Genomic DNA, 19,345 nt, shown 5'->3' with positions numbered 1-19,345 from the left:
CGGGCCCGCTCAAGGACCGACGGACGGAGTCCGGCACAGCGTCACGAAGCCTGCGAAGCAGCGCGAGCGACGCGTCAAGAAGGGGCGACGCGACGCGACGGCGACGGCGACGGCGACGGCGACGGCGACGGCGACGGCGACGGGCCAGCATGCATCCAGGGCAGGTCGGCCGGGGACGTTGAGCACGGGACGGACAGCGGGCACGGGGAAGGCGAAGGGCCGCGCCGTCCGGTTGGAGAACCGGACGGCGCGGCCCTTACGGGTGTGCTCTCAGACCGCGATCGCGACCTCGGCCAGGCCGCCCTGCTGGGCGACGACCGTGCGGTCGGCGGTGGCGCCGGGGACGAGGGCGCGGACGGTCCAGGTACCCTCCGCCGCGTAGAAGCGGAACTGTCCGGTGGCGGAGGTGGGGACCTCCGCGGTGAACTCGCCGGTCGAGTCGAGCAGGCGGACGTAGCCGACCACGGGCTCGCCGTCCTTCGTCACCTGCCCCTGGATCGTGGTCTCACCGGGCTTGATCGTCGAGGGGTCCGGGCCGCCGGCCTTCGCTCCACACATGCTGATACTCCAGAGGTCTTGAAAGGTCGGTCTGAGGGATTTACTTGTTGGCGCCGAGCTCGATCGGGACGCCGACGAGGCTGCCGTACTCGGTCCAGGAGCCGTCGTAGTTCTTGACGTTCTCGACACCGAGCAGCTCGTGCAGGACGAACCAGGTCAGGGCCGAGCGCTCGCCGATGCGGCAGTACGCGATGGTGTCCTTGGCGAGGTCGACCTGCTCCTCGGCGTAGAGCTCCTTGAGCTCGTCGTCCGACTTGAAGGTGCCGTCGTCGTTGGCGTTCTTCGACCACGGGATGTTGCGGGCGGACGGGACGTGGCCCGGACGCTGCGACTGCTCCTGCGGCAGGTGGGCCGGGGCGAGCAGCTTGCCGGAGAACTCGTCGGGCGACCGCACGTCGACGAGGTTCTGCGAGCCGATGGCCGCCACGACGTCGTCGCGGAAGGCGCGGATCGCGGTGTTCTGCGGCTTGGCCTTGTAGGTGGTCTCGGTGCGCTCCGGGACCTCCTCGACCAGCTCGCGGGCGTCCAGCTCCCACTTCTTGCGGCCGCCGTCGAGGAGCTTGACGTTCTCGTGGCCGTAGAGCTTGAAGTACCAGTAGGCGTAGGACGCGAACCAGTTGTTGTTGCCGCCGTAGAGGATCACCAGCGTGTCGTTGGCGATGCCCTTCGCCGACAGGAGCTTCTCGAAGCCCTCCTGGTCGATGAAGTCGCGGCGGACCGGGTCCTGCAGGTCCTTGGTCCAGTCGATGCGGATCGCGCCTCGGATGTGGTTCTTCTCGTAGGCGGACGTGTCCTCGTCCACCTCCACGATCGCGATCTCGGGGTTGTCCAGGTTGTCCTGGACCCAGTCGGCGTCGACCAGGACGTCGCTGCGGCTCATGCTCTTTCTCCTCCGGGGCAGTTGCGGCGGGGCGTGCGAGTGCGGGTGGGTGCGCGTCGGGGCGCACGGATGCCCTCGGCGAAGGAGGGCAGGGGGGATGCGGAGGCAGTGGCCTCCGCCGTCAGAAGGGGCGACAGAGCATGGCGGCGACGCGGCACAGGTCGACTGCCCGCCGCTTCGTGAGATCCGCCTGACGCTTCATGGGCTCGATCGTAGGGACGGATAACCGGGCATGTCACCGGCATGTCGTATGGTGAGATGCGATCGTCCGAATTGTGGGACGCCCGGAGGCGTCGAGGCGTGGTTCCGGGGCGGCCGGGCGCCTGTATCGGTCACCACATCTACTGTACGGACACAGCCGTCTCGCGTGGTGGACCGGCGCCGGTGCCGCCGTGCCGCCTCCTACCCGGCCAGCTTGACGTTCGAACCCTTCACCGCGATCTCCACGCCGTCCTTCTCGGCCTGCACCTTGTCCAGCTTGATACCGCCAGGGAGCTGGTTGATGGCCTGCTGGAAGTCGGAGGCCTGACGGAAGCGGTCCTCGGCGAGGCTGACACCGGCGAGCTTGGGGAGGTTGTCGGCGTGCACCTGCACGGTGTTGTTCTTGACGGTGACCGTGCTGAGGACGTTCACCTTCTGGTGGGCGCTGACGCCGGGGACGGTGACGTCGACGGCGACCTTGATCTTGCCGTTGCCGCCGTCGGAGAGCCCGACGACCTGGCCGGTGAAGCCGAGGCCGAGGTCGGTGGGTGCGGTCTGGGCGTTCTTCAGCAGCTCGGCGTAGGAGATGAGCGCGGTGCCGGTGGCGGTCTGCGCGGTGGCGGAGCTGTAGTCGCCGGTGAAGGTGACGTCCTTCATGTCGGCGTTCAGGTCCTCGATGCGGATGGTCCTGCCGGTGGTGCCGGTGGTGGCGTCGTAGTCCTTGATGCCGACGTGCACGTCGTCGAGGGTGCCGCTCGCGACCTGGGTGAGGAACGGGAAGCCCTTGATGGAGACGTCGGGGGTGCTCGCGAGGTCCTCCGTCGTCTTCAGCTTGTCGGCGGCCTCGCTCTGGGCGAAGTGCACGGCGACGCGGTCGACGATCACGAAGAGGACGCCGAGGACTACGACGACGATCAGAAGGATTCGCAGTGCACGCATGTGGTCGGTTTCCCCCGGGGTCGGCTGCTCACGTCGGTCCCGCCACGCTAACCCTGCGGGGGCGGGCCGACGCGAGATTGTCGACCAGCTGTGACATCGGGGCCCTTGAGGGGAGCCGGTTCGTCTTCGGGCGCGGGCCGGTGGGGGCTGTCCGCGCAGTTCCCCGCGCCCCTTACGGGGCGCTGCCCAGCCGTTCCTCTCAGACCTCACCACTCCACGAACCGAGACGGGCGGGTGGGTGGGTGGGTGGGAAAGGCCTTTCGGCCTCGCCCCCGGAGGGGCTAGTGGAGGATCCACACCACCGGGGCCGCCGCCGTCAGCGGCAACGCCACGCCTGCGGTGAAGTGGACGAACCTCGACGGGTAGTCGTAGCTCGCCGCGCGGTGTCCGGCGAGGGCGCAGACCGCGGCCGACGCTCCGATCAGCGCACCCTTCGCGCCCAGCCCCGTCATACCGCCCACCGCGATGCCCGCACCGGCCGCGGCCAGCAGGGACACGACCACCGAGGCCGGGGTCGGCAGGGGCAGCGCCCGTGCCAGGACGGCCACCGCGACCGCGGCCGAGCCGACCGACACCGCGTCGGGGTCCGCGCCCAGGTACCCCGTCGCGATGATCGCCAGCGCGGAGGCGGCGACCGTGGCCATCAGGCCGTACATACGGGTGTCGGGGTCCGCGTGCGAGCGCAGCTGGAGGACGAGCGTGAGCAGGACCCAGATGCCCAGCGGGCCGAGAATCGCCGCCGGGGCCTGGTCGCGGCCCGCCACCAGGACCGCCACGTCCGCCGTGACCCCGCCCAGGAAGGCGAGCGCGATGCCCTGCCGGGCCGGCCACATGCCGTTCAGGCGGAACCAGCCCGCCGCCGTCACGGCCTGGAGGATCACCAGGGGGACGACGAGGGCGTACGACGAGATCGGCGCCGTCACCGCGAGCAGCAGGCCCAGCACGGCCGTGAGCAACGCCGGCTGCATGCCGGGCTCGATGATCGGCGAGCGGCCCTCCAGCCGGGCCCGCTGGGCGTCCGTGACGCGCGCGTTGCCGGCGAGGGTGGCGGGACCGTAGCCCGAGTCGGGTTCGGCGGGAGCGGGAGCAGGCGCAGGCGCAGAGGCGGCGGGAGGGGCGCTGTACGCCTGCGGCGGCTGCTGTTGTTGCTGCTGCTGCTGCTCAGCAACGTACGGCCGTTCGTACGACTGCGGCGGCAGGTACGCCGGCTCCGCGGCCTGCACCGGGGCGTGCGTCTGCGTCTCCCAGGTCTGGCCCTGCCACTGCTGCGTGGCGTACTGCTGCTCCTCGTACCCCCACTGCGGCTGCGCAGGGGGCTGCGCCTGCTGCTGGTAGGGGTCGTAGCCCTCGTACGGCTGGTTGGTCATCGCTCTCGCTCACCCTCCTGCGAACGGCGGGAGCACCTCGACCGTGCCGCCCTCGGCCAGCCGTACCGTCTCATGTCCGCGCGTGCCCACGGGGTCACCGTCGACGAGGAAGGAGCATCGCCGCAGGACCCGCGCCAGTTCCCCGGGGTGTCGCGTGCGCACCGCGGCCAGCGCCTCGGCGAGGGTGTCCGCGTCGTACGGCTCCTCGGCGATGCCGGCCGCGGCCTTCGCGGCGGCCCAGTAGCGCACCGTGACCTTGGGCATGCGGTTCCTCAAGAGACTCGATAAGAACAATCAGTCGGCTGTGTACCTGTGTACTGGGTCAGGCTAGCCCGCCCGGGACGCCGCCCAGTCGCCGATCCTGGCCAGCAGGGCATCGTCCGCCGCGTGTTCGGCGTGGCCCATGCCGGGCTCCAGCCAGAGCTCGGCGGCGCCACCTGCGGCGTCGGCCAGCATCCGGGGGTGGTCGACCGGGAAGTAGCCGTCGCTGTCGCCGTGCACGATCAGCAGCGGGGTCGGGGCGATCTTCGGCACCGCCTCCACAGGGGAGAGCGGCACCGGGTCCCAGTCGCGGTGGTGGATCCGGGTGTGGAAGCCGTAGCGGCCGACGAGACGGCCCTCCGGTCTGGTGACCAGCCAGTGGAGGCGGCGCATGGGGGCGGTGCCCCGGTAGTACCAGCGGGCGGGGGACGACACGGAGACGACCGCGTCCGCACCGGCGTGCAGCGCCGCGTGCCGCAGGACCACCGAGCCGCCCATCGAGAAGCCGACGGTGACGACGCGGGCGTGGCCGAGGTCCCGGGCCCACGCCACCGCCGCCGCCAGGTCGAGGACCTCGCGGTCGCCGACGGTGGTGCGGCCGCCGGACCGGCCGTGGCCGCGGAAGGAGAAGCTGACCACCGGCGCGTAATCCGTCAGGGCGGCCACCACCCGTCGTACGTGTGGCCGGTCCACGTCTCCCGTGAAACCGTGGGCCATGACGAACACCAGGTCGCGGGAAGGTGGCCGGGAGCCGTCGTATACGACGGAGGCGGGATCGTATACGGAATCGATGGAAATCCCGTCGTCCGTGCACAGAAACGTCCGCATAGAGGCGTTTCTGCTCGTCTCATATGTCGGACGAACGGCGGAACGTGCCACATGACCTGCCGGACCGATGCTCATGTGGGCTATTCTGCTGGGCAGAGGACTCGGGCAGCGCCGCCACCGGGTCCTTTTGTGCTTTCGGAAGGGCTGTATACGAAGCGGGAAACTCCAGGTGACCGCGGATGTACGGAACATCGGGAGCGCAGCGCAGTGTCGTTGCACACAGTCCTCGCAGGGACCGAGGAGGAACCAGACATATGAGTTCTCTGCTGCTCCTGACCAACGCCCTCCAGCCATCGACGGAGGTGCTGCCGGCCCTCGGGCTGCTCCTGCACAACGTGCGGGTCGCACCGGCGGAAGGGCCCGCCCTCGTCGACACCCCGGGTGCCGACGTCATCCTGATCGACGGCCGCCGTGACCTCCCGCAGGTCCGCAGCCTCTGCCAGCTGCTCCGCTCCACCGGCCCCGGCTGTCCGCTCATCCTCGTCGTCACGGAGGGCGGGCTCGCCGCCGTCACCGCCGACTGGGGCATCGACGACGTCCTCCTCGACACCGCGGGCCCCGCCGAGGTCGAGGCCCGGCTGCGGCTGGCCATGGGCCGGCAGCAGATCGTCGCCGACGACTCCCCCATGGAGATCCGCAACGGCGACCTGTCGGTCGACGAGGCGACGTACAGCGCGAAGCTGAAGGGACGGGTCCTCGACCTCACCTTCAAGGAGTTCGAGCTGCTCAAATACCTCGCCCAGCACCCCGGCCGGGTGTTCACTCGTGCACAGCTGCTCCAGGAGGTCTGGGGCTACGACTACTTCGGCGGCACCCGGACCGTCGACGTACACGTACGACGACTGCGCGCCAAGCTCGGCGTGGAGCACGAGTCCTTGATCGGGACCGTCCGGAACGTCGGTTATCGATTCGTTACGCCCGAGAAGGGCGACCGGGCCGGTGAGGCGGCCAAGGCGCACGCCGACCGGCCAAAGCCGGAGGATGCGGACGCATCGGCGGCCCTGGACGCGGTCGAGGTACCGGCGGAGGCGTAGTCGTCGTCCGGGCGAGGCGTGGCCCTCGCCCGGACGGGGCATTGCTTACGCAAGCGAAGCTTCGATTCGCCCTGCCCAGAGCGGGTCCATCCGCGTAGACTCCGCGCGTGGCCAAGGTGACTCGGGATGATGTGGCGCGGCTGGCGGGGACTTCCACCGCCGTTGTCAGTTATGTCATCAACAACGGACCCCGGCCGGTCGCCCCGGCCACGCGCGAGCGTGTCCTCGCGGCGATCAAGGAACTGGGGTACCGCCCGGACCGGGTCGCCCAGGCGATGGCGTCCCGGCGCACCGACCTCATAGGCCTCATCATTCCCGACGCCCGTCAGCCGTTCTTCGGCGAGATGGCGCACGCGGTCGAGCAGGCCGCGTCCGAGCGCGGAAAGATGGTGCTGGTCGGCAACACCGACTACGTCGGCGAGCGCGAGGTCCACTACCTGCGCGCGTTCCTCGGGATGCGGGTCTCGGGCCTCATCCTCGTCTCCCACGCGCTGAACGACCTGGCCGCCGCCGAGATCGAGGCCTGGGACGCCCGGGTGGTGCTGCTGCACGAGCGGCCGGAGGCGATCGACGACGTGGCCGTGGTGACGGACGACCTCGGCGGCGCCCAGCTCGCCGTCCGCCATCTGCTGGAGCACGGCTACGAGTACGTGGCCTGTCTGGGCGGTACGGCGGAGACGCCGGCCGTCGGCGACCCGGTCTCCGACCACGTCGAGGGCTGGAAGCGGGCGATGGCCGAGGCGGGCCTGCCGACGGAGGGCCGGCTGTTCGAGGCGCCGTACAACCGGTACGACGCGTACCGGATCGCCCTGGAGATCCTCTCCGGCCCCGCCCGTCCCCCGGCGATCTTCTGCTCCACCGACGACCAGGCCCTCGGCGTGCTGCGGGCGGCGCGGGAGCTGCGCATCGACGTGCCCGGGGAGCTGGCGGTGGCCGGCTTCGACGACATCAAGGAGGCGGCGCTGGCGGATCCCCCGCTCACGACGATCGCCTCGGACCGCCCTGCGATGGCCCGGGCGGCGGTGGACCTGGTCCTCGACGACGGTCTGCGCGTGGCGGGGTCGCGCAGGGAACGCCTGAAGACGTTTCCTTCCCGGCTGGTGGTGCGGGGTTCCTGCGGGTGCCAGTAGTACGTCGGCGAACTGTGCGCCGTGGTCGCTCGCGCAGTTCCCCGCGCCCCTGAAAGCAGGGCGATGCGCTGAGCGCCCCTTCAGGGGCGCGGGGAACTGCGCGGCCGGCCCCCACCGGCCCGCAGCCACAGGATCCACCGGACTCACAGCAAAGACTTCATGAACCCCGTCTGAGAACCGCCCGCGACCTGCGAGAAGGTTCCTTATATCGGGCAAACGAGCTTCTCGCGGCGTTCTCAGCGGGCACTCAGGGAGCTCTCATGGTCACGGGACAAGCTACTTGTCATGACCGAGAGCTTCCGCCGCAGCGGCGAGTACGAGAACCCGCAGGGTCCCCAGGGTGACGCCTACCAGGGCGCGTACCCCCAGCAGCAGCACGCCTCCTCCCCCGTCAACCCGGAGTGGCCGCCCCCGCCCACCCACCAGCCGGCGCAGCAGCCGGCGACCGACGGCGGCCAGAGCGGCTACGGCGGCGGTACGGCCGTACTCCCCACGGTCGGCCCCGAAGCGGAGCACATGGCGGAGCACCCGGCGGAGCACCCGGAGCACGGCGTGCACTCGGCGCCCAAGAAGCGCACCCGGGGCCCGATAGCCCTCCTCGCCGCGGTCGCGATCGTCGCGGCCGCCGTCGGCGGCGGCACCGCGTACGCCTTCCAGGAGCTCACCGGCAAGAACAACGTCGTCTCCAGCAGCACCACCACCAGCGTGGTGCCCTCCAGCAAGAAGGGCGACGTCGCCACGATCGCCGCCGCCGTCAGCCCGAGCGTCGTCGAGGTCAACGCGACCCTCAGCAACGGCACCTCCACCGGCTCCGGCGTCGTCATCACCAGCGACGGCGAGATCATCACCAACAACCACGTGATCTCCGGCGCCCAGTCCGTCAAGGTCTCCACCAGCAACGGCAAGTCGTACACCGCCGAGGTCGTCGGCACCGACAGCTCCAAGGACCTCGCCCTCCTCAAGCTCAAGGACGCCTCCGGCCTCCAGCCCGCCACCCTCGGCAACTCCGATGGCGTCCAGGTCGGCGACACGGTCGTGGCGATCGGCTCGCCCGAGGGCCTGACCGGCACCGTCACCAGCGGCATCGTCTCCGCGCTCAACCGGGACGTCACCGTCTCCACCGACGAGGGCCAGCAGCAGCAACAGCAGGGCGGCGGCAGCGGCCAGTGGCCGTTCTCCTTCGGCGGCCAGCAGTTCAACGGCGACACCGGATCGTCCACCACGACCTACAAGGCGATCCAGACCGACGCGTCCCTGAACCCAGGCAACTCCGGCGGCGCGCTGATCGACGCCAGCGGCGACATCGTCGGCATCAACTCCGCGATGTACTCGGCCAGTTCCGACTCCTCCTCGTCCTCCTCGGACGCGGGCAGCGTCGGCCTCGGCTTCGCCATCCCGATCAACACCGTCAAGTCCGACCTGGCCAAGCTGCGGTCGGGCTCCACCAGCTGAACCACCGGCACCAGAGCAAGGGAGCACGTCATGATCAAGCAGGTTTCGCACACGATGTCCGCCGACAGCCCGGCCGGTGTCAGCATGGCCCTTGCCGTGGCGTACGAGCTCCACGCACCGACGGAGGCCGTGGTGGCGCCGACCCCGGCCCCGCGCGCCCCGGAGTCCATGGTGGCTGCGCCCCCGGCCCCGCGCGCCCCGGAGGTCGTGCCGGCCCCGCAGCTGATGGGCCTGCGCACCTCGGCGGCCCGGCCGCACCAGCGCAAGGTGCCGCTGAGCCGCATGACCCTGGTACGCGGCTAAGCGCTCCGCTGGACGTGCCGCGATCTGCCGACTGCGGCGCCGTCGTGGCTGGTCGCGCCCACGCGGCGGTAGCCGCACATCAAATACAGCCCCGCGCCCCTTCGGGGCGCTGCCGAACCGCAGCGGACTTCGCCCGACCCACCTAGGGGCGTACCGCCCCACCAGCGTGCATACCCGACAGCCGAGAAACATGCGAGGCTGAGAGGCGTCCCGACCAAGACCCACCGCACCCCGAGGAACCGCGAGCGATGAGCCCCGCCGATGGCGACCGTGAACCCCAGCGCATCCTGATCGTCGACGACGAGCCGGCCGTACGCGAAGCCCTCCAGCGCAGCCTCGCCTTCGAGGGATACGAGACCGAGGTCGCGGTCGACGGCGCGGACGCGCTGGAGAAGGCGACCGCCTACAAGCCGGACCTGATCGTCCTCGACATCCAGATGCCGCGGATGGACGGCATGACGGCCGCCCGCCGCATCCGCGGCGCCGGCGACACGACCCCCATCCTGATGCTGACGGCCCGCGACACGGTCGGCGACCGCGTCACCGGCCTCGACGCGGGGGCCGACGACTACCTGGTCAAGCCGTTCGAACTGGACGAACTCTTCGCCCGCATCCGCGCTCTCCTCCGCCGCAGCTCCTACGCGGCCACGGTCGGCGACGGCCTCCAGGAGGACGAGGCGCTCACCTTCGGCGACCTGCGCATGGACCTCGCGACCCGCGAGGTCACCCGGTCCGGCCGCCAGGTCGAGCTGACCCGCACGGAGTTCACCCTCCTGGAGATGTTCATGGCGCACCCGCGCCAGGTCCTCACCCGCGAGCAGATCCTCAAGGCCGTCTGGGGCTTCGACTTCGAGCCCTCGTCCAACTCCCTCGACGTCTACGTCATGTACCTCCGCCGCAAGACCGAGGCCGGCGGCGAGCCCCGCCTCGTCCACACCGTGCGCGGCGTCGGGTACGTCCTGCGCCAGGGCGGCGCCGAGTGAACAGGCTCACCGCCCGCTTCCGCACCCTCCCGATCCGCGCCCGCCTGTCGATGCTGGTCGCGGCAGCGGTGGCGTTCGCGGTGGCGGCGGTTTCGGTGACCTGCTGGTTCATCGTGCAGGGGAAGCTGTACGACCAGCTTGAGAGCGACCTCCAGAAGGTGCGGGGGCCGGCGAACATCGTCGCCCAGAACGCCCTCATCGACTGCACCAGCACGGTTCAGGACACCAACGGCCTGCGGATCGGGTACGGCCAGGTGGTCAAGACGGACGGCACGTTCTGCCTCACCCACGACGCCACGGGCGTGATCAAGGTCAGTCAGGCAGACAAAGACCTCATCAAGGCGGGGGACACCAACACCCTGTACTTCAGCAACGGCACCGACGCGGACGGCAACCCGCTGCGCGTGATGACCCAGGTGTTCGCCACCGAAGGCGGCTCCCACGTCGGTCTGCTCACCGCTGTCCCCCTGAAGGGCACCCAGGACACCCTCAAAGACCTCGCCCTGATCCTCCTCCTCGTCTCCGGCATCGGAGTCGTCGGCGCCGGAGCCGCCGGCCTCGCCGTCGCCCGGGCCGGTCTGCGCCCCGTCGACAAACTCACGGAGGCCGTCGAGCACGTCGCCCGTACCGAGGACCTGAGCGTCCGCATCCCCGTGGAGGAGGAGTCGGACGACGAGATCGCCCGCCTCTCCCGCTCCTTCAACAGCATGACCAGCTCTCTGGCCAGCTCCCGGGAGCTCCAGCAGCAGCTCATCGCGGACGCCGGCCACGAACTCCGCACCCCCCTCACCTCCCTCCGCACCAACATCGAACTCCTCACCCGCAGCGAGGAGACGGGCCGCCCGATCCCCCCGGCGGACCGCAAGGCGCTGCTCGCCTCGGTGAAGGCGCAGATGACGGAGCTGGCGTCGCTGATCGGCGACCTCCAGGAGCTGTCCCGCTCGGAGGGGCAGCGCGGTGAGCGCGTGCAGATCGTGGCCCTTCAGGACACGGTCGAGGCGGCCCTGCGCCGCGCCCGCCTGCGCGGCCCGGAGCTGACGATCACGGCGGACGTCCAGCCGTGGTTCGTACGCGCGGAACCCTCCGCTCTGGAGCGGGCGATCGTCAACATCCTGGACAACGCGGTGAAGTTCAGCCCCGAGGGCGGCAAGATCGAGGTCACCCTCGAACGCGGCGTCCTCACGGTCCGCGACCACGGCCCTGGCATCGCCGAGGACGAACTCCCCCACGTCTTCGACCGCTTCTGGCGCTCACCGAGCGCGAGGGCCCTGCCCGGCTCCGGTCTCGGCCTCTCCATCGTGGCCCGCACGGTCCAGCAGGCCGGCGGCGACGTCACCCTGGCCCGCGCCGACGGCGGCGGCACGGTGGCGACGGTACGGCTGCCGGGTGCGCCTACGGCTCCGCCGGACTCGGTGTGACTGTCCGCTCAAGGCTGGCTGGGCTCACCACTCGGCTTCGGACATCATGCTCGTCAGTGGTAGTGATCATGTGACACCCGTAGAAAGCCCTGCCCGTCGGGAAAAGTCACGACCAGTGGCAGCGCCAGCTTCGCAATGCCATCGACCACGTGGCCGACGTCTGAGAGGCAGTAGGGGCAGATCCGTGCCACTCACGAGCACGGAAGCGCCGATCGCAGTGGCCGGACCTGGCACGGACCCTCCAATGACCGATCCGGACTTCGAAGACCCGGCGACCATCCGGTTGCCGTGATCGACATGCCGTGACCTGGCGAAATGGCTTCAGGTCACCCGTTCGAGCGGTGGCGGAACGGTCCGCCGGCGCCCGGCCCGGACCGGTTCCCCAGGCCACAGACGGCCGTCCTATCCTCTCCTCCAGTCGCGCACCCGTTCGGTGCGCCTGGGGAGGGGCACGGTTCGTGGACGAGGGTGGAGTCGAGCGGGAGTACCGGAGGCGGCGCAAGCCGCCTGTCGCGTACCTCATCGTGCCGGGGCTGCTGATGATGAACGCGTTCATCCAGACCAGCCGGGTCTCCCGCGACGGGGACGGAGGCGGAAACGGGTCCTGGTGGTGGCCGGTCTTCGCGCTGCTGATGGGCCTGACGATCGTACGGATCGCGCTGGAGCAGTTCCGGGCGCGCACCAGGGTCACGGCTGCCGGCATCACCGCGCAGGGGCCGGTGCGGGCGCGGACCTGGGCCTGGTCGGAGGTGTACGACATCCGGGTGGAGCAGGCGCCGCGCGGTTCCGGGCGGGCGGCCCCGCGGTGGCTCACCTACCTGTACGACTTCCAGGGCCGCCGCTTTTTGCTGTGGCACCTCAACGACTGGCAGCTGGACGACCCGTACGCCGAGGTCGCGGAGCTGTGCCTGGCCGCGGCCCCGCTGCGCAGCCTCACCTGGGAGCGCCGGCCGGACGTCGAGGAGCTGATCCTGCGCGGGGCGGCGCGTCGGAAGGCCGGGACGTGGGGGGCGTACGGCGCGATCGCGGTCTTCCTCCTCATGTTCGTGGCCGACATCTGGCTGATCGCCGTGGGGCGTCCGGACCATCCGTTCGTGCTCTTCGTGTGCGTGCCCCTGGCCTCGGGTGTCGCCCTGGCCGCCGTACTCGACCGGTACTGGAGCACCCGGCCGCCGCGCTCCCCGGCCCGGCAGCCGTAGCCCATCCACATCCCACCCCCAGGCCCGTCACAGCGCCTCGTCACACTTTTGTCGGATGGCGAGTCAGATGGCGAGGAAGATTTTGCTGGCCGACGACGACGCGGCCGTGCGGGACGGGATCGGGCGGCTGCTCAGGTTCGAGGGGTACGAGACGGTCCTCGCCGGGGACGGCAGGGTGGCCCTCGATCTCCTCGGGGTTGCGGAGAGCGAGCCGGACCTGGTGCTGATGGACGTCGAGATGCCGGGGCTCGACGGGCTTGCGGCCACCCGGCGGATCCGGGCGTCCGGGTGCACCGTGCCGATTCTCATGATCACCGGGCGGAATGCCGTGGGGGACCGCATCGTCGCCCTCGACAACGGGGCCGACGGCTACCTGGCGAAGCCGTTCGCCGCCGAGGAACTCCTCGCCCGGGTGCGGGCGTTGCTGCGGCGCAGTCCGCGGCGGGAGGCGGGGACGGAGGCGGGCGGCGGGGACCGGTTCCTCGGGTTCGGCGACGTCTCGATGGATCTGCGGTGCCGGACCGTGCACCGCGGGGAGCATGCCATCGACCTGACCAGGACCGAGTACGCGCTGCTGGAGTTCCTGCTGCGGCAGCCCGGGCGGGTGCTCAGCCGGGAGAAGATTTTGCGGGACGTGTGGGGCTTCGAGTTCGCGCCGACGTCCAACACGCTGGACGTCTACATCATGTACCTGCGGCGGAAACTGGAGAGCCGCGGCGAACCGCGGCTCATCCACACCGTGCGCGGGCTGGGGTACACGCTCAGGAACGGTGCTACCACCTGAGGATCATCGTCTCGTCCGGGACCGGCGCCGCCGACTCCGCCGCGATGGCCTCGGGGAGCGGGTGGGCCAGGGCCGCGTAGGCGCCGTCGCGGGCGAGGAGTTCGGCGTGGGTGCCCGCCTCCACCAGGCGGCCGCGGTCGACGACCAGGATGCGGTCGGCGTCGGGGGCGAGGGTGAGGTCGTGGGTGATCATGATGGTCGTACGGCCCGCCATGAGCTTGCGCAGGGGGGCGACGACCTGGCGGGCGGCGATCGCGTCCAGGCCGGCCGTCGGCTCGTCGAGGACGAGGACCGGGGCGGCGCGGAGCATCGCGCGGGCGATGGCGATGCGCTGGAGCTGGCCGCCGGAGAGCGCCGCCGTACCGGGGGCGATGTGGGTGTCGTAGCCCTCGGGGAGGGCGGTGATGAAGCCGTGGGCGGCCGCGTCCCGCGCCGCCTGCTCGATCTCGGTGTCCGTGGCGCCGGGGCGGCCGCACCCGATGTTCTCGCGGACCGTGCCGTTGAGGATCAGCGTCTGCTGCGGGAGCAGGGCGACGTTCTCGCGGAGGAACTCCAGGGGTACGTCGGTGAGCGGGACGCCGTCCAGGCAGATCACGCCGGCCGAGGGGTCGTAGAAGCGGGTGAGGAGCTTGGAGAGGGTGGACTTGCCTGCGCCGCTCCTGCCGGTGACCAGGATCAGTTCGCCGGGGCCCGCGGCGAAGTCGACGTCGCGGAGGGAGGCGCGGGGGGACTCGGGGTAGCGGAAGGAGACGTTGTGGAAGCTGACCCAGCCGCGGACCGGCCAGGAGCCGACGGGCCGGGCGGGGTCGGTGACGGCGGGCTCGGCGTCCAGGATCTCGCCGATGCGCTCCGCGCCCGCGGTGGCCGCGGTGAGGGTGAGGCCGAGCTGGCCGAGGTTGCGGATCGGCGGGTAGAGGTAGCCGAGGAAGGCGGCGAAGGCGAGGAGCCGGCCGAGGGTCATGCGGTCGGCGGAGATCTCCCAGACGCCCAGGCCGATGACGGCCAGGACGCAGAGGGTCTCGACGACCTCGACGAACTGGGCGTACATCTCGCTGAGGCGGGCGCCGCGCACGCTCGCCCGCATCCAGGCGCGGGCCTCGACGTCCAGGCGCTTCTCCTCGTCCCGGCGGCGGTTGTACGCCTGGGTGAGGACGACGTTGCCGAGGGACTCCTCCACCACGGAGGTGATCGCGCCGTCGGCGACCCGCTCGTCCTGGGAGGCCGTCCTGATCCGGCCGGAGAAGCGGCGGGCGGCGAACAGGAAGAGGGGCGCCAGCACGAAGGTGGCCAGCGCCAGGTCCCAGCGCAGCCAGAAGGCGGCGGTCGCGTAGAAGACGGCGGAGAACCCGGCGGCGACGGTGCCGACGACACCGGACACCACCATCTGCTCGATGGCCTCGACGTCACCGGTGAGGCGTTCCACCAGGTCGCCCTGGCGGTGCTTCTGGAAGAAGTGCGGGGGGAGGTCCTGGACGTGCCGGAACACCTTGGCGCGCAGCCGCAGTACGAATCTCTCGGCGGTCCAGGTGGCGAGCGAGTTGCCGAGGTAGCCGACCAGGGCGCCCACCGCGGCGACCAGGAGCCAGGCACCGGCCGGGCCCCAGAAGGCGGAGAGCGAACCGGCCTGGAGGGCGTTGTCGGTGAGGTCGGCGAAGAGCAGGATCGCGGCGGTCTCGGCGAGCGCGGACACCACGACACACGCGATGATCATCCACAGCCACCTGCGGTCGCCGCGGGTCAGCGGCCAGAAGCGGCGGAAGGCCTTGCGGGCTTCTCTCATGGTCGGCGACTCCCTTCAGGGGTCGTATGGGGGCGGACATGGCCGAGGCGGGGCCACCGGTGCGACCACGCGTAACCGGTGACCCCGCCTCACGGCGCGTCTCAGTGCTTGTCGCCGACGGGGCGCTTCGGCTCCGGCTTCTTCGGCGCGGGCTTCTTCGGGGCCGGGGCCGGCTTGCGGTGCTTCCTGACGGGGACGATCTTGTGGAAGCTCATGGTGGTGTTCCTCTCTCTGGCGACTTGTGTCGTGGTTCTGCAACAGTTTTTCTACTGGCCCGCTGCAACAACCTGTGAATTGATTTGAATTACTTCTGTAAATGCTTTGTCAGCGCTCGTCGCCGACCGGGCGGCGCTTCGGAGCCGGCTTCTTCGGCGCGGGCTTCTTCGGGGCCGGAGCGGGCTTGTGGTGCTTCTTGACGGGGACGATCTTGTGGAAGCTCATGGAAATTCCCTCCTCTGGGCTGGCGAGTTAGCGGTTGCCCACGGGACGCTTGGGCTGGGACTTCTTGCAGTCCTTCTTCTTCGGAGCCGGCTTCGGGGCGGGCTTCTCGGCCTTCTTCACCGGGACGATCTTGTGAAAGCTCATGATCTTCTCCTTCGTTCTGTCGTCCGCGCCGTTCGCTTTCGACATGGAAAACATTACGCGGTCCGGGAGCCCGAGAAAGCCATTTTCAGTTAGACCTCGATGAATTGCGGCTGAGATGAATTTTCAGGAGCAACCGGGAACCGTTCACTGCCTCACATAGGTTTTATCCAGCAGACGCAGCAGAAAGGGCCCGGTACGCACGGGCGTGCGTACCGGGCCCTGGGGCGTGCTGCCGCAGGAGCAGGCGCCTACTGCACGATCGTGATCCGGTCCGCGGCCGGCGGCGCGAGCGGGGCGGACGACGAGGAGTTGGCCGTCATGTACTTCGGCGAGGGCCGAGAGGTCGTCGGTGCCCTGGCGGTCGATAGCGTCTGGATGAGCAGGTCTCCGGCGAGGGCAAGGGCACTCATCAGGTGGGGAACGAAGGTTCTTGCATCGAATGCGTGACCTTCGCCCGTGGTGGTCGTTGGGTGGGGCAAGGGAGTTCTGGCACTGGAGCGGGGGTGACAGGGATGGGCGGGTTGCGGGAGGTGACGGCACCCTTCGTGGCTCCGGGCCCCTCAGGTCACGATCCGTGACCGGCTGAAGGATTTGGCCACCGAGGACGAAGAGGCACTGCGCCTGGTCGGTGACCACCTCGCATCCCTCGCCGCCAAGGACCTGAAGACACGATGCGCGGCTGGCTTGGACCACGACGCCGGCCGGTGGGCCGAACGCAAGCGTGGCCTGACCCAGGAGTCCTCCTCCCGTTGTGCCGGGTCGCTCACCAAGGCGACCCACGACCAATGGGCCCTCTTCCGCCGCGGCCATCTCGCGCACATCCACAGCCTCCGTCAGGGCATCAACACGATCACGCACCGGCTGTCCCTGCCTGTGGGCGCGAAAGGCACCAAGCACACGCCGGGCGGATATCGCAGCAGGCGGGAGTGGTTCGCCAAGTCCCGCCGTCTGCACGTCCTCGAAGACCGGCTCCGGACGGCAGGGGAAGACTGGCAGGCGGGAGTCGTGCGCGTGGTGCGCGGCGGCAGACGGCTGCTGAACACCCGCCACCACCTTGACACCGCCGGGCTCACCGAGGAGCAGTGGCGGCACCGGTGGCAGGCCGAACGCCGTTTCCTCCAGGCCGATGGCGAAGCGGGCAAGCTGTACGGCAACGAGACCATCCGTGTCACCCCGGACGGCGAGGTTTCGCTCAAGCTTCCCGCGCCGCTGGCGTACCTTGCGAATGCTCCGAACGGCCGGTACGTACTCACCGGCCGTGTGTCGTTCGCGCACCGGGGCGAGCAGTGGGCCGACCGCGTCACTACGAACCGCGCGGTCGCCTATCGCATTCACGAAGACGTAGGGCGGGGACGCTGGTATCTGACCGCGTCATGGACCCTGCCACCCGTCCAGACACTCCCGCTGGATGCCGCCCGCGCGAGAGGTGTGGTCGGCGTGGACACCAACGCCGATCACTTGGCTGCCTGGCGCCTGGACTTACATGGCAACCCGCTCGGCGAACCGCTCCGCTTCGCATACGACCTCACCGGCACCGCAGGTCACCGTGACGCCCAGGTCAGGCATGCCCTGATCCGGCTGCTGCACTGGGCCCATCGGCACGGCCTCGCGATCGCGATCGAGGATCTCGACTTCCACGGAGAGAAGACGCGCGAGAAGCACGGCCGCCGCAAACGGTTCCGCAAGCTGATCTCTGGCATGCCGGTGGCCAGGATGCGGGCCCGGCTCGTATCCATGGCGACGGAACTCGGCATCCCCGTCATCGCCGTCGACCCCGCCTGCACCAGCCGTTGGGGCGCCCAGCACTGGCAGAAACCCCTCACCACCAAGAACAGGAACACCACCCGCCACGACGCAGCCGCCGTGGCGATCGGAAGACGCGCCTTGGGTCACCCGATCCGGATGGGGGTACCTCCCAGGCCTTCAAGGCACTGGGGGAGGACGGCACCGCCCCGTACCCACCAGAGCGATGGATGCGGGCATCGGACCGTCCAGGCCGAACCGAGCAGCCCAGGGCGTGAGGGACACCGCCCCCGCATCCCCGGACCACGGACACGATCTGTGCCGCCCGGACGCGGAGCGAACACGGTCGACCAGAACGCCCAACACCGTCCGGGGCGTTCGGCTGAGCACGAGATCTGGAAACAGGACTCACTCCCACTCAGCCTCTAAGGGCTGTCCCGTAATCCCCGGCGGGCGCACGACGACAGCTACGGCACCTCGCAGCGTTGTCGGGCTCGCCCGAATACGCCCAGTATGAGGACGACCCTCCGCCTTGCGATGCACCGCATCTGACGCCGCGCGCTGATCCACCAGGGATTACGGGACAGCCCTTAGGAACGGTTCATGGTTACATCCTGGTGCCCTGCCTCCGCCTTTCCAGGGCTCCGCACTTTGCCGATCCGGCCCCGTACCCTCGTACGCATGACCAGCGACGACACCGCACGGCCGCCCATGTACTCCCGCTCCATCGACACCTACTCCGCGCTCACCCCGGATCAGGCCGAGGCCGTACGGGAACTGCTGGCGGAGGCCGCGCGGGCCGACGGCCAGCAGCCGGTGTCCGAGCAGGGCCGCCTGCAGCTGAGCGGCGGCGCCCGGGAGGGCGTCTCCCACCTGCTCCTCTCCGTCGGCGGCGAACTCGTCGGCTACGCCCAGCTGGAGGACACCGACCCGGTGGAGGCACCGGCCGCCGAGCTGGTCGTCCATCCGGCCCACCGGGGCCACGGCCACGGCCGCGCGCTGGGCGCCGCCCTGCTGGCCGCGTCCGGCAAGCGGCTGCGGGTCTGGGCGCACGGCGGCCACTCGGCGGCCCGCCACCTCGCGCAGGTCCTCGGCCTCACCCTGTTCCGCGAACTGCGCCAGATGCGCCGCCCGTTGACCGGCCTGGACCTGCCGGACCCGAAGCTGCCCGAGGGCGTCGCCGTCCGCACCTTCGTCCCCGGCCGGGACGACGCGGCCTGGCTCGCCGTCAACGCGGCCGCCTTCGCCCACCACCCGGAACAGGGCTCGCTCACCCAGCGCGACCTGGACGACCGCAAGAGCCAGCCCTGGTTCGACCCGGCCGGCTTCTTCCTCGCGGAGCGCGGCGGCGAACTCCTCGGCTTCCACTGGACGAAGGTCCACGACACGGAACGCCTCGGCGAGGTCTACGTCCTCGGCGTCTCCCCCGCCGCCCAGGGCGGCGGCCTCGGCAAGTCCCTCACGACGATCGGGCTCCGGTACCTGGCCGACCGCGGCCTGCCCACGGCGATGCTGTACGTCGACGCCGACAACACGGCGGCGGTCGCGGTCTACGAGCGCCTGGGCTTCGTGACGCACGAGACAGACCTGATGTACCGGACGGAGACCTGAGGGAGGCTCTGAGGGGCCCTCACCGGTGCGGCGGCCGCCTGCGGTTGATCAGGTAGGCGGACCAGCCGGTCACGGCGACGGCGACCGCCGCGGCGAGCGCCTTGACGAGGGGCCCGGCGCCGCCCGCCAGGGTGGCCGCGGCGAGGACGAGGACGACGGCGGCCGAGAGCCAGGGCATCGCCCTCTCGGCCGGTCCCCCGTCGCGGAAGGGGTTGTCCCGGAAGAGGTTGTCGCGCAAGGGATTGTCCACGCCCGTCTCCTCACCCGCCCCGGCACCTGTCGCCTCCAT

Annotated in this window: 20 protein-coding genes; 10 read left to right on the top strand and 10 right to left on the bottom strand. The window is 70.4% G+C overall.

Features of this window, described 5'->3' with window-relative positions; genetic code table 11:
• Positions 1-270: 270 nt before the first annotated feature.
• The 7 genes from ACZ4UV_RS33365 to ACZ4UV_RS33335 all read right to left on the bottom strand — a co-directional run bounded on the left by ACZ4UV_RS33365 (position 271) and on the right by ACZ4UV_RS33335 (position 5,109).
• Positions 271-558 carry a DUF1416 domain-containing protein gene (locus ACZ4UV_RS33365; RefSeq protein ID WP_093501297.1) on the bottom strand — a complete coding sequence of 96 codons (288 nt, stop codon included), beginning with the start codon at positions 556-558 and terminating at the stop codon, positions 271-273.
• Between the two features lie 40 nt (positions 559-598).
• Complete coding sequence (locus tag ACZ4UV_RS33360) at positions 599-1,438, bottom strand: sulfurtransferase (RefSeq protein ID WP_390042313.1); 840 nt, start codon at positions 1,436-1,438, stop codon at positions 599-601.
• Between the two features lie 121 nt (positions 1,439-1,559).
• A complete protein-coding gene (locus ACZ4UV_RS33355) occupies positions 1,560-1,640 on the bottom strand; it encodes an Ms5788A family Cys-rich leader peptide (protein ID WP_350751515.1) in 81 nt (26 codons plus the stop codon).
• A 200-nt stretch (positions 1,641-1,840) separates the two neighbouring features.
• Complete coding sequence (locus tag ACZ4UV_RS33350) at positions 1,841-2,578, bottom strand: LmeA family phospholipid-binding protein (protein ID WP_451019536.1); 738 nt, start codon at positions 2,576-2,578, stop codon at positions 1,841-1,843.
• A gap of 281 nt (positions 2,579-2,859) precedes the next feature.
• The gene (locus ACZ4UV_RS33345; protein ID WP_467843039.1) at positions 2,860-3,945 is read right to left on the bottom strand and encodes a hypothetical protein; all 1,086 of its coding nucleotides are present in this window, start codon (positions 3,943-3,945) and stop codon (positions 2,860-2,862) included.
• A gap of 9 nt (positions 3,946-3,954) precedes the next feature.
• Positions 3,955-4,209, bottom strand: a complete 255-nt coding sequence (locus ACZ4UV_RS33340; RefSeq protein ID WP_351497736.1) for a MoaD/ThiS family protein — start codon at positions 4,207-4,209, stop codon at positions 3,955-3,957.
• A gap of 63 nt (positions 4,210-4,272) precedes the next feature.
• The gene (locus ACZ4UV_RS33335) at positions 4,273-5,109 is read right to left on the bottom strand and encodes an alpha/beta hydrolase (RefSeq protein ID WP_467843036.1); all 837 of its coding nucleotides are present in this window, start codon (positions 5,107-5,109) and stop codon (positions 4,273-4,275) included.
• A gap of 179 nt (positions 5,110-5,288) precedes the next feature.
• Between ACZ4UV_RS33335 and ACZ4UV_RS33330 the strand changes: the two genes are divergently transcribed.
• From ACZ4UV_RS33330 to ACZ4UV_RS33295, 8 genes are all read left to right on the top strand, one after another.
• Positions 5,289-6,068, top strand: a complete 780-nt coding sequence (locus ACZ4UV_RS33330; RefSeq protein WP_351497740.1) for a response regulator transcription factor — start codon at positions 5,289-5,291, stop codon at positions 6,066-6,068.
• A gap of 107 nt (positions 6,069-6,175) precedes the next feature.
• The gene (locus ACZ4UV_RS33325) at positions 6,176-7,198 is read left to right on the top strand and encodes a LacI family DNA-binding transcriptional regulator (protein ID WP_351497742.1); all 1,023 of its coding nucleotides are present in this window, start codon (positions 6,176-6,178) and stop codon (positions 7,196-7,198) included.
• Between the two features lie 285 nt (positions 7,199-7,483).
• Positions 7,484-8,650 (top strand): S1C family serine protease, encoded by a 1,167-nt coding sequence (locus ACZ4UV_RS33320; protein ID WP_467843032.1) that lies wholly within the window; start codon positions 7,484-7,486, stop codon positions 8,648-8,650.
• A 30-nt stretch (positions 8,651-8,680) separates the two neighbouring features.
• Positions 8,681-8,953: a hypothetical protein gene (locus tag ACZ4UV_RS33315; protein WP_467843029.1), complete on the top strand. Its 273-nt coding sequence runs from the start codon at positions 8,681-8,683 to the stop codon at positions 8,951-8,953.
• A 248-nt stretch (positions 8,954-9,201) separates the two neighbouring features.
• Positions 9,202-9,936, top strand: coding sequence for a response regulator transcription factor (locus ACZ4UV_RS33310; protein ID WP_351497748.1), 735 nt, complete (start codon positions 9,202-9,204; stop codon positions 9,934-9,936).
• Positions 9,933-11,354 carry a HAMP domain-containing sensor histidine kinase gene (locus ACZ4UV_RS33305; protein WP_467843026.1) on the top strand — a complete coding sequence of 474 codons (1,422 nt, stop codon included), beginning with the start codon at positions 9,933-9,935 and terminating at the stop codon, positions 11,352-11,354. The genes ACZ4UV_RS33310 and ACZ4UV_RS33305 overlap by 4 nt, the downstream gene beginning before the upstream one ends.
• Before the next feature lie 458 nt (positions 11,355-11,812).
• The gene (locus ACZ4UV_RS33300) at positions 11,813-12,553 is read left to right on the top strand and encodes a PH domain-containing protein (protein WP_467843023.1); all 741 of its coding nucleotides are present in this window, start codon (positions 11,813-11,815) and stop codon (positions 12,551-12,553) included.
• Between the two features lie 67 nt (positions 12,554-12,620).
• Complete coding sequence (locus ACZ4UV_RS33295) at positions 12,621-13,337, top strand: response regulator transcription factor (protein WP_467843019.1); 717 nt, start codon at positions 12,621-12,623, stop codon at positions 13,335-13,337.
• On the opposite strand, the gene ACZ4UV_RS33290 is transcribed toward ACZ4UV_RS33295, so the two are convergent.
• Together ACZ4UV_RS33290 and ACZ4UV_RS33285 are read right to left on the bottom strand one after the other, a co-directional pair.
• Positions 13,327-15,117, bottom strand: coding sequence for an ABC transporter ATP-binding protein (locus tag ACZ4UV_RS33290; protein ID WP_467843016.1), 1,791 nt, complete (start codon positions 15,115-15,117; stop codon positions 13,327-13,329). The genes ACZ4UV_RS33295 and ACZ4UV_RS33290 overlap by 11 nt on opposite strands.
• A gap of 833 nt (positions 15,118-15,950) precedes the next feature.
• Positions 15,951-16,112 carry a hypothetical protein gene (locus tag ACZ4UV_RS33285; RefSeq protein WP_467843917.1) on the bottom strand — a complete coding sequence of 54 codons (162 nt, stop codon included), beginning with the start codon at positions 16,110-16,112 and terminating at the stop codon, positions 15,951-15,953.
• Between the two features lie 181 nt (positions 16,113-16,293).
• Here ACZ4UV_RS33285 and ACZ4UV_RS33280 point away from each other — a divergent pair, with 181 nt between their 5' ends.
• Both ACZ4UV_RS33280 and mshD read left to right on the top strand, forming a co-directional pair.
• The gene (locus ACZ4UV_RS33280) at positions 16,294-17,874 is read left to right on the top strand and encodes an IS200/IS605 family accessory protein TnpB-related protein (RefSeq protein WP_467843914.1); all 1,581 of its coding nucleotides are present in this window, start codon (positions 16,294-16,296) and stop codon (positions 17,872-17,874) included.
• Between the two features lie 252 nt (positions 17,875-18,126).
• A complete protein-coding gene (mshD, locus tag ACZ4UV_RS33275) occupies positions 18,127-19,056 on the top strand; it encodes a mycothiol synthase (RefSeq protein ID WP_467843013.1) in 930 nt (309 codons plus the stop codon).
• 19 nt (positions 19,057-19,075) lie between these two features.
• Here the strand turns inward: mshD and ACZ4UV_RS33270 are convergent, their stop codons facing one another.
• Positions 19,076-19,306 carry a hypothetical protein gene (locus tag ACZ4UV_RS33270; protein ID WP_467843010.1) on the bottom strand — a complete coding sequence of 77 codons (231 nt, stop codon included), beginning with the start codon at positions 19,304-19,306 and terminating at the stop codon, positions 19,076-19,078.
• Between the last annotated feature and the right edge of the window lie 39 nt (positions 19,307-19,345).

Source organism: Streptomyces sp. NPDC028289, from assembly GCF_055565975.1.
This window is presented reverse-complemented; position numbering and strand designations above follow the sequence as displayed.

Bases quoted from the DNA above. Each gene is read 5' to 3' on its own strand.
- ACZ4UV_RS33340 (WP_351497736.1), bottom strand. From the start codon at position 4,209: ATGCCCAAGGTCACGGTGCGCTACTGGGCCGCCGCGAAGGCCGCGGCC.
- mshD (WP_467843013.1), top strand. From the start codon at position 18,127: ATGACCAGCGACGACACCGCACGGCCGCCCATGTACTCCCGCTCCATC.
- ACZ4UV_RS33315 (WP_467843029.1), top strand. From the start codon at position 8,681: ATGATCAAGCAGGTTTCGCACACGATGTCCGCCGACAGCCCGGCCGGT.
- ACZ4UV_RS33320 (WP_467843032.1), top strand. From the start codon at position 7,484: ATGACCGAGAGCTTCCGCCGCAGCGGCGAGTACGAGAACCCGCAGGGT.
- ACZ4UV_RS33290 (WP_467843016.1), bottom strand. From the start codon at position 15,117: ATGAGAGAAGCCCGCAAGGCCTTCCGCCGCTTCTGGCCGCTGACCCGC.
- ACZ4UV_RS33360 (WP_390042313.1), bottom strand. From the start codon at position 1,438: ATGAGCCGCAGCGACGTCCTGGTCGACGCCGACTGGGTCCAGGACAAC.
- ACZ4UV_RS33345 (WP_467843039.1), bottom strand. From the start codon at position 3,945: ATGACCAACCAGCCGTACGAGGGCTACGACCCCTACCAGCAGCAGGCG.
- ACZ4UV_RS33355 (WP_350751515.1), bottom strand. From the start codon at position 1,640: ATGAAGCGTCAGGCGGATCTCACGAAGCGGCGGGCAGTCGACCTGTGC.
- ACZ4UV_RS33295 (WP_467843019.1), top strand. From the start codon at position 12,621: ATGGCGAGGAAGATTTTGCTGGCCGACGACGACGCGGCCGTGCGGGAC.
- ACZ4UV_RS33285 (WP_467843917.1), bottom strand. From the start codon at position 16,112: ATGAGTGCCCTTGCCCTCGCCGGAGACCTGCTCATCCAGACGCTATCG.
- ACZ4UV_RS33330 (WP_351497740.1), top strand. From the start codon at position 5,289: ATGAGTTCTCTGCTGCTCCTGACCAACGCCCTCCAGCCATCGACGGAG.
- ACZ4UV_RS33310 (WP_351497748.1), top strand. From the start codon at position 9,202: ATGAGCCCCGCCGATGGCGACCGTGAACCCCAGCGCATCCTGATCGTC.
- ACZ4UV_RS33335 (WP_467843036.1), bottom strand. From the start codon at position 5,109: ATGAGCATCGGTCCGGCAGGTCATGTGGCACGTTCCGCCGTTCGTCCG.
- ACZ4UV_RS33365 (WP_093501297.1), bottom strand. From the start codon at position 558: ATGTGTGGAGCGAAGGCCGGCGGCCCGGACCCCTCGACGATCAAGCCC.
- ACZ4UV_RS33350 (WP_451019536.1), bottom strand. From the start codon at position 2,578: ATGCGTGCACTGCGAATCCTTCTGATCGTCGTCGTAGTCCTCGGCGTC.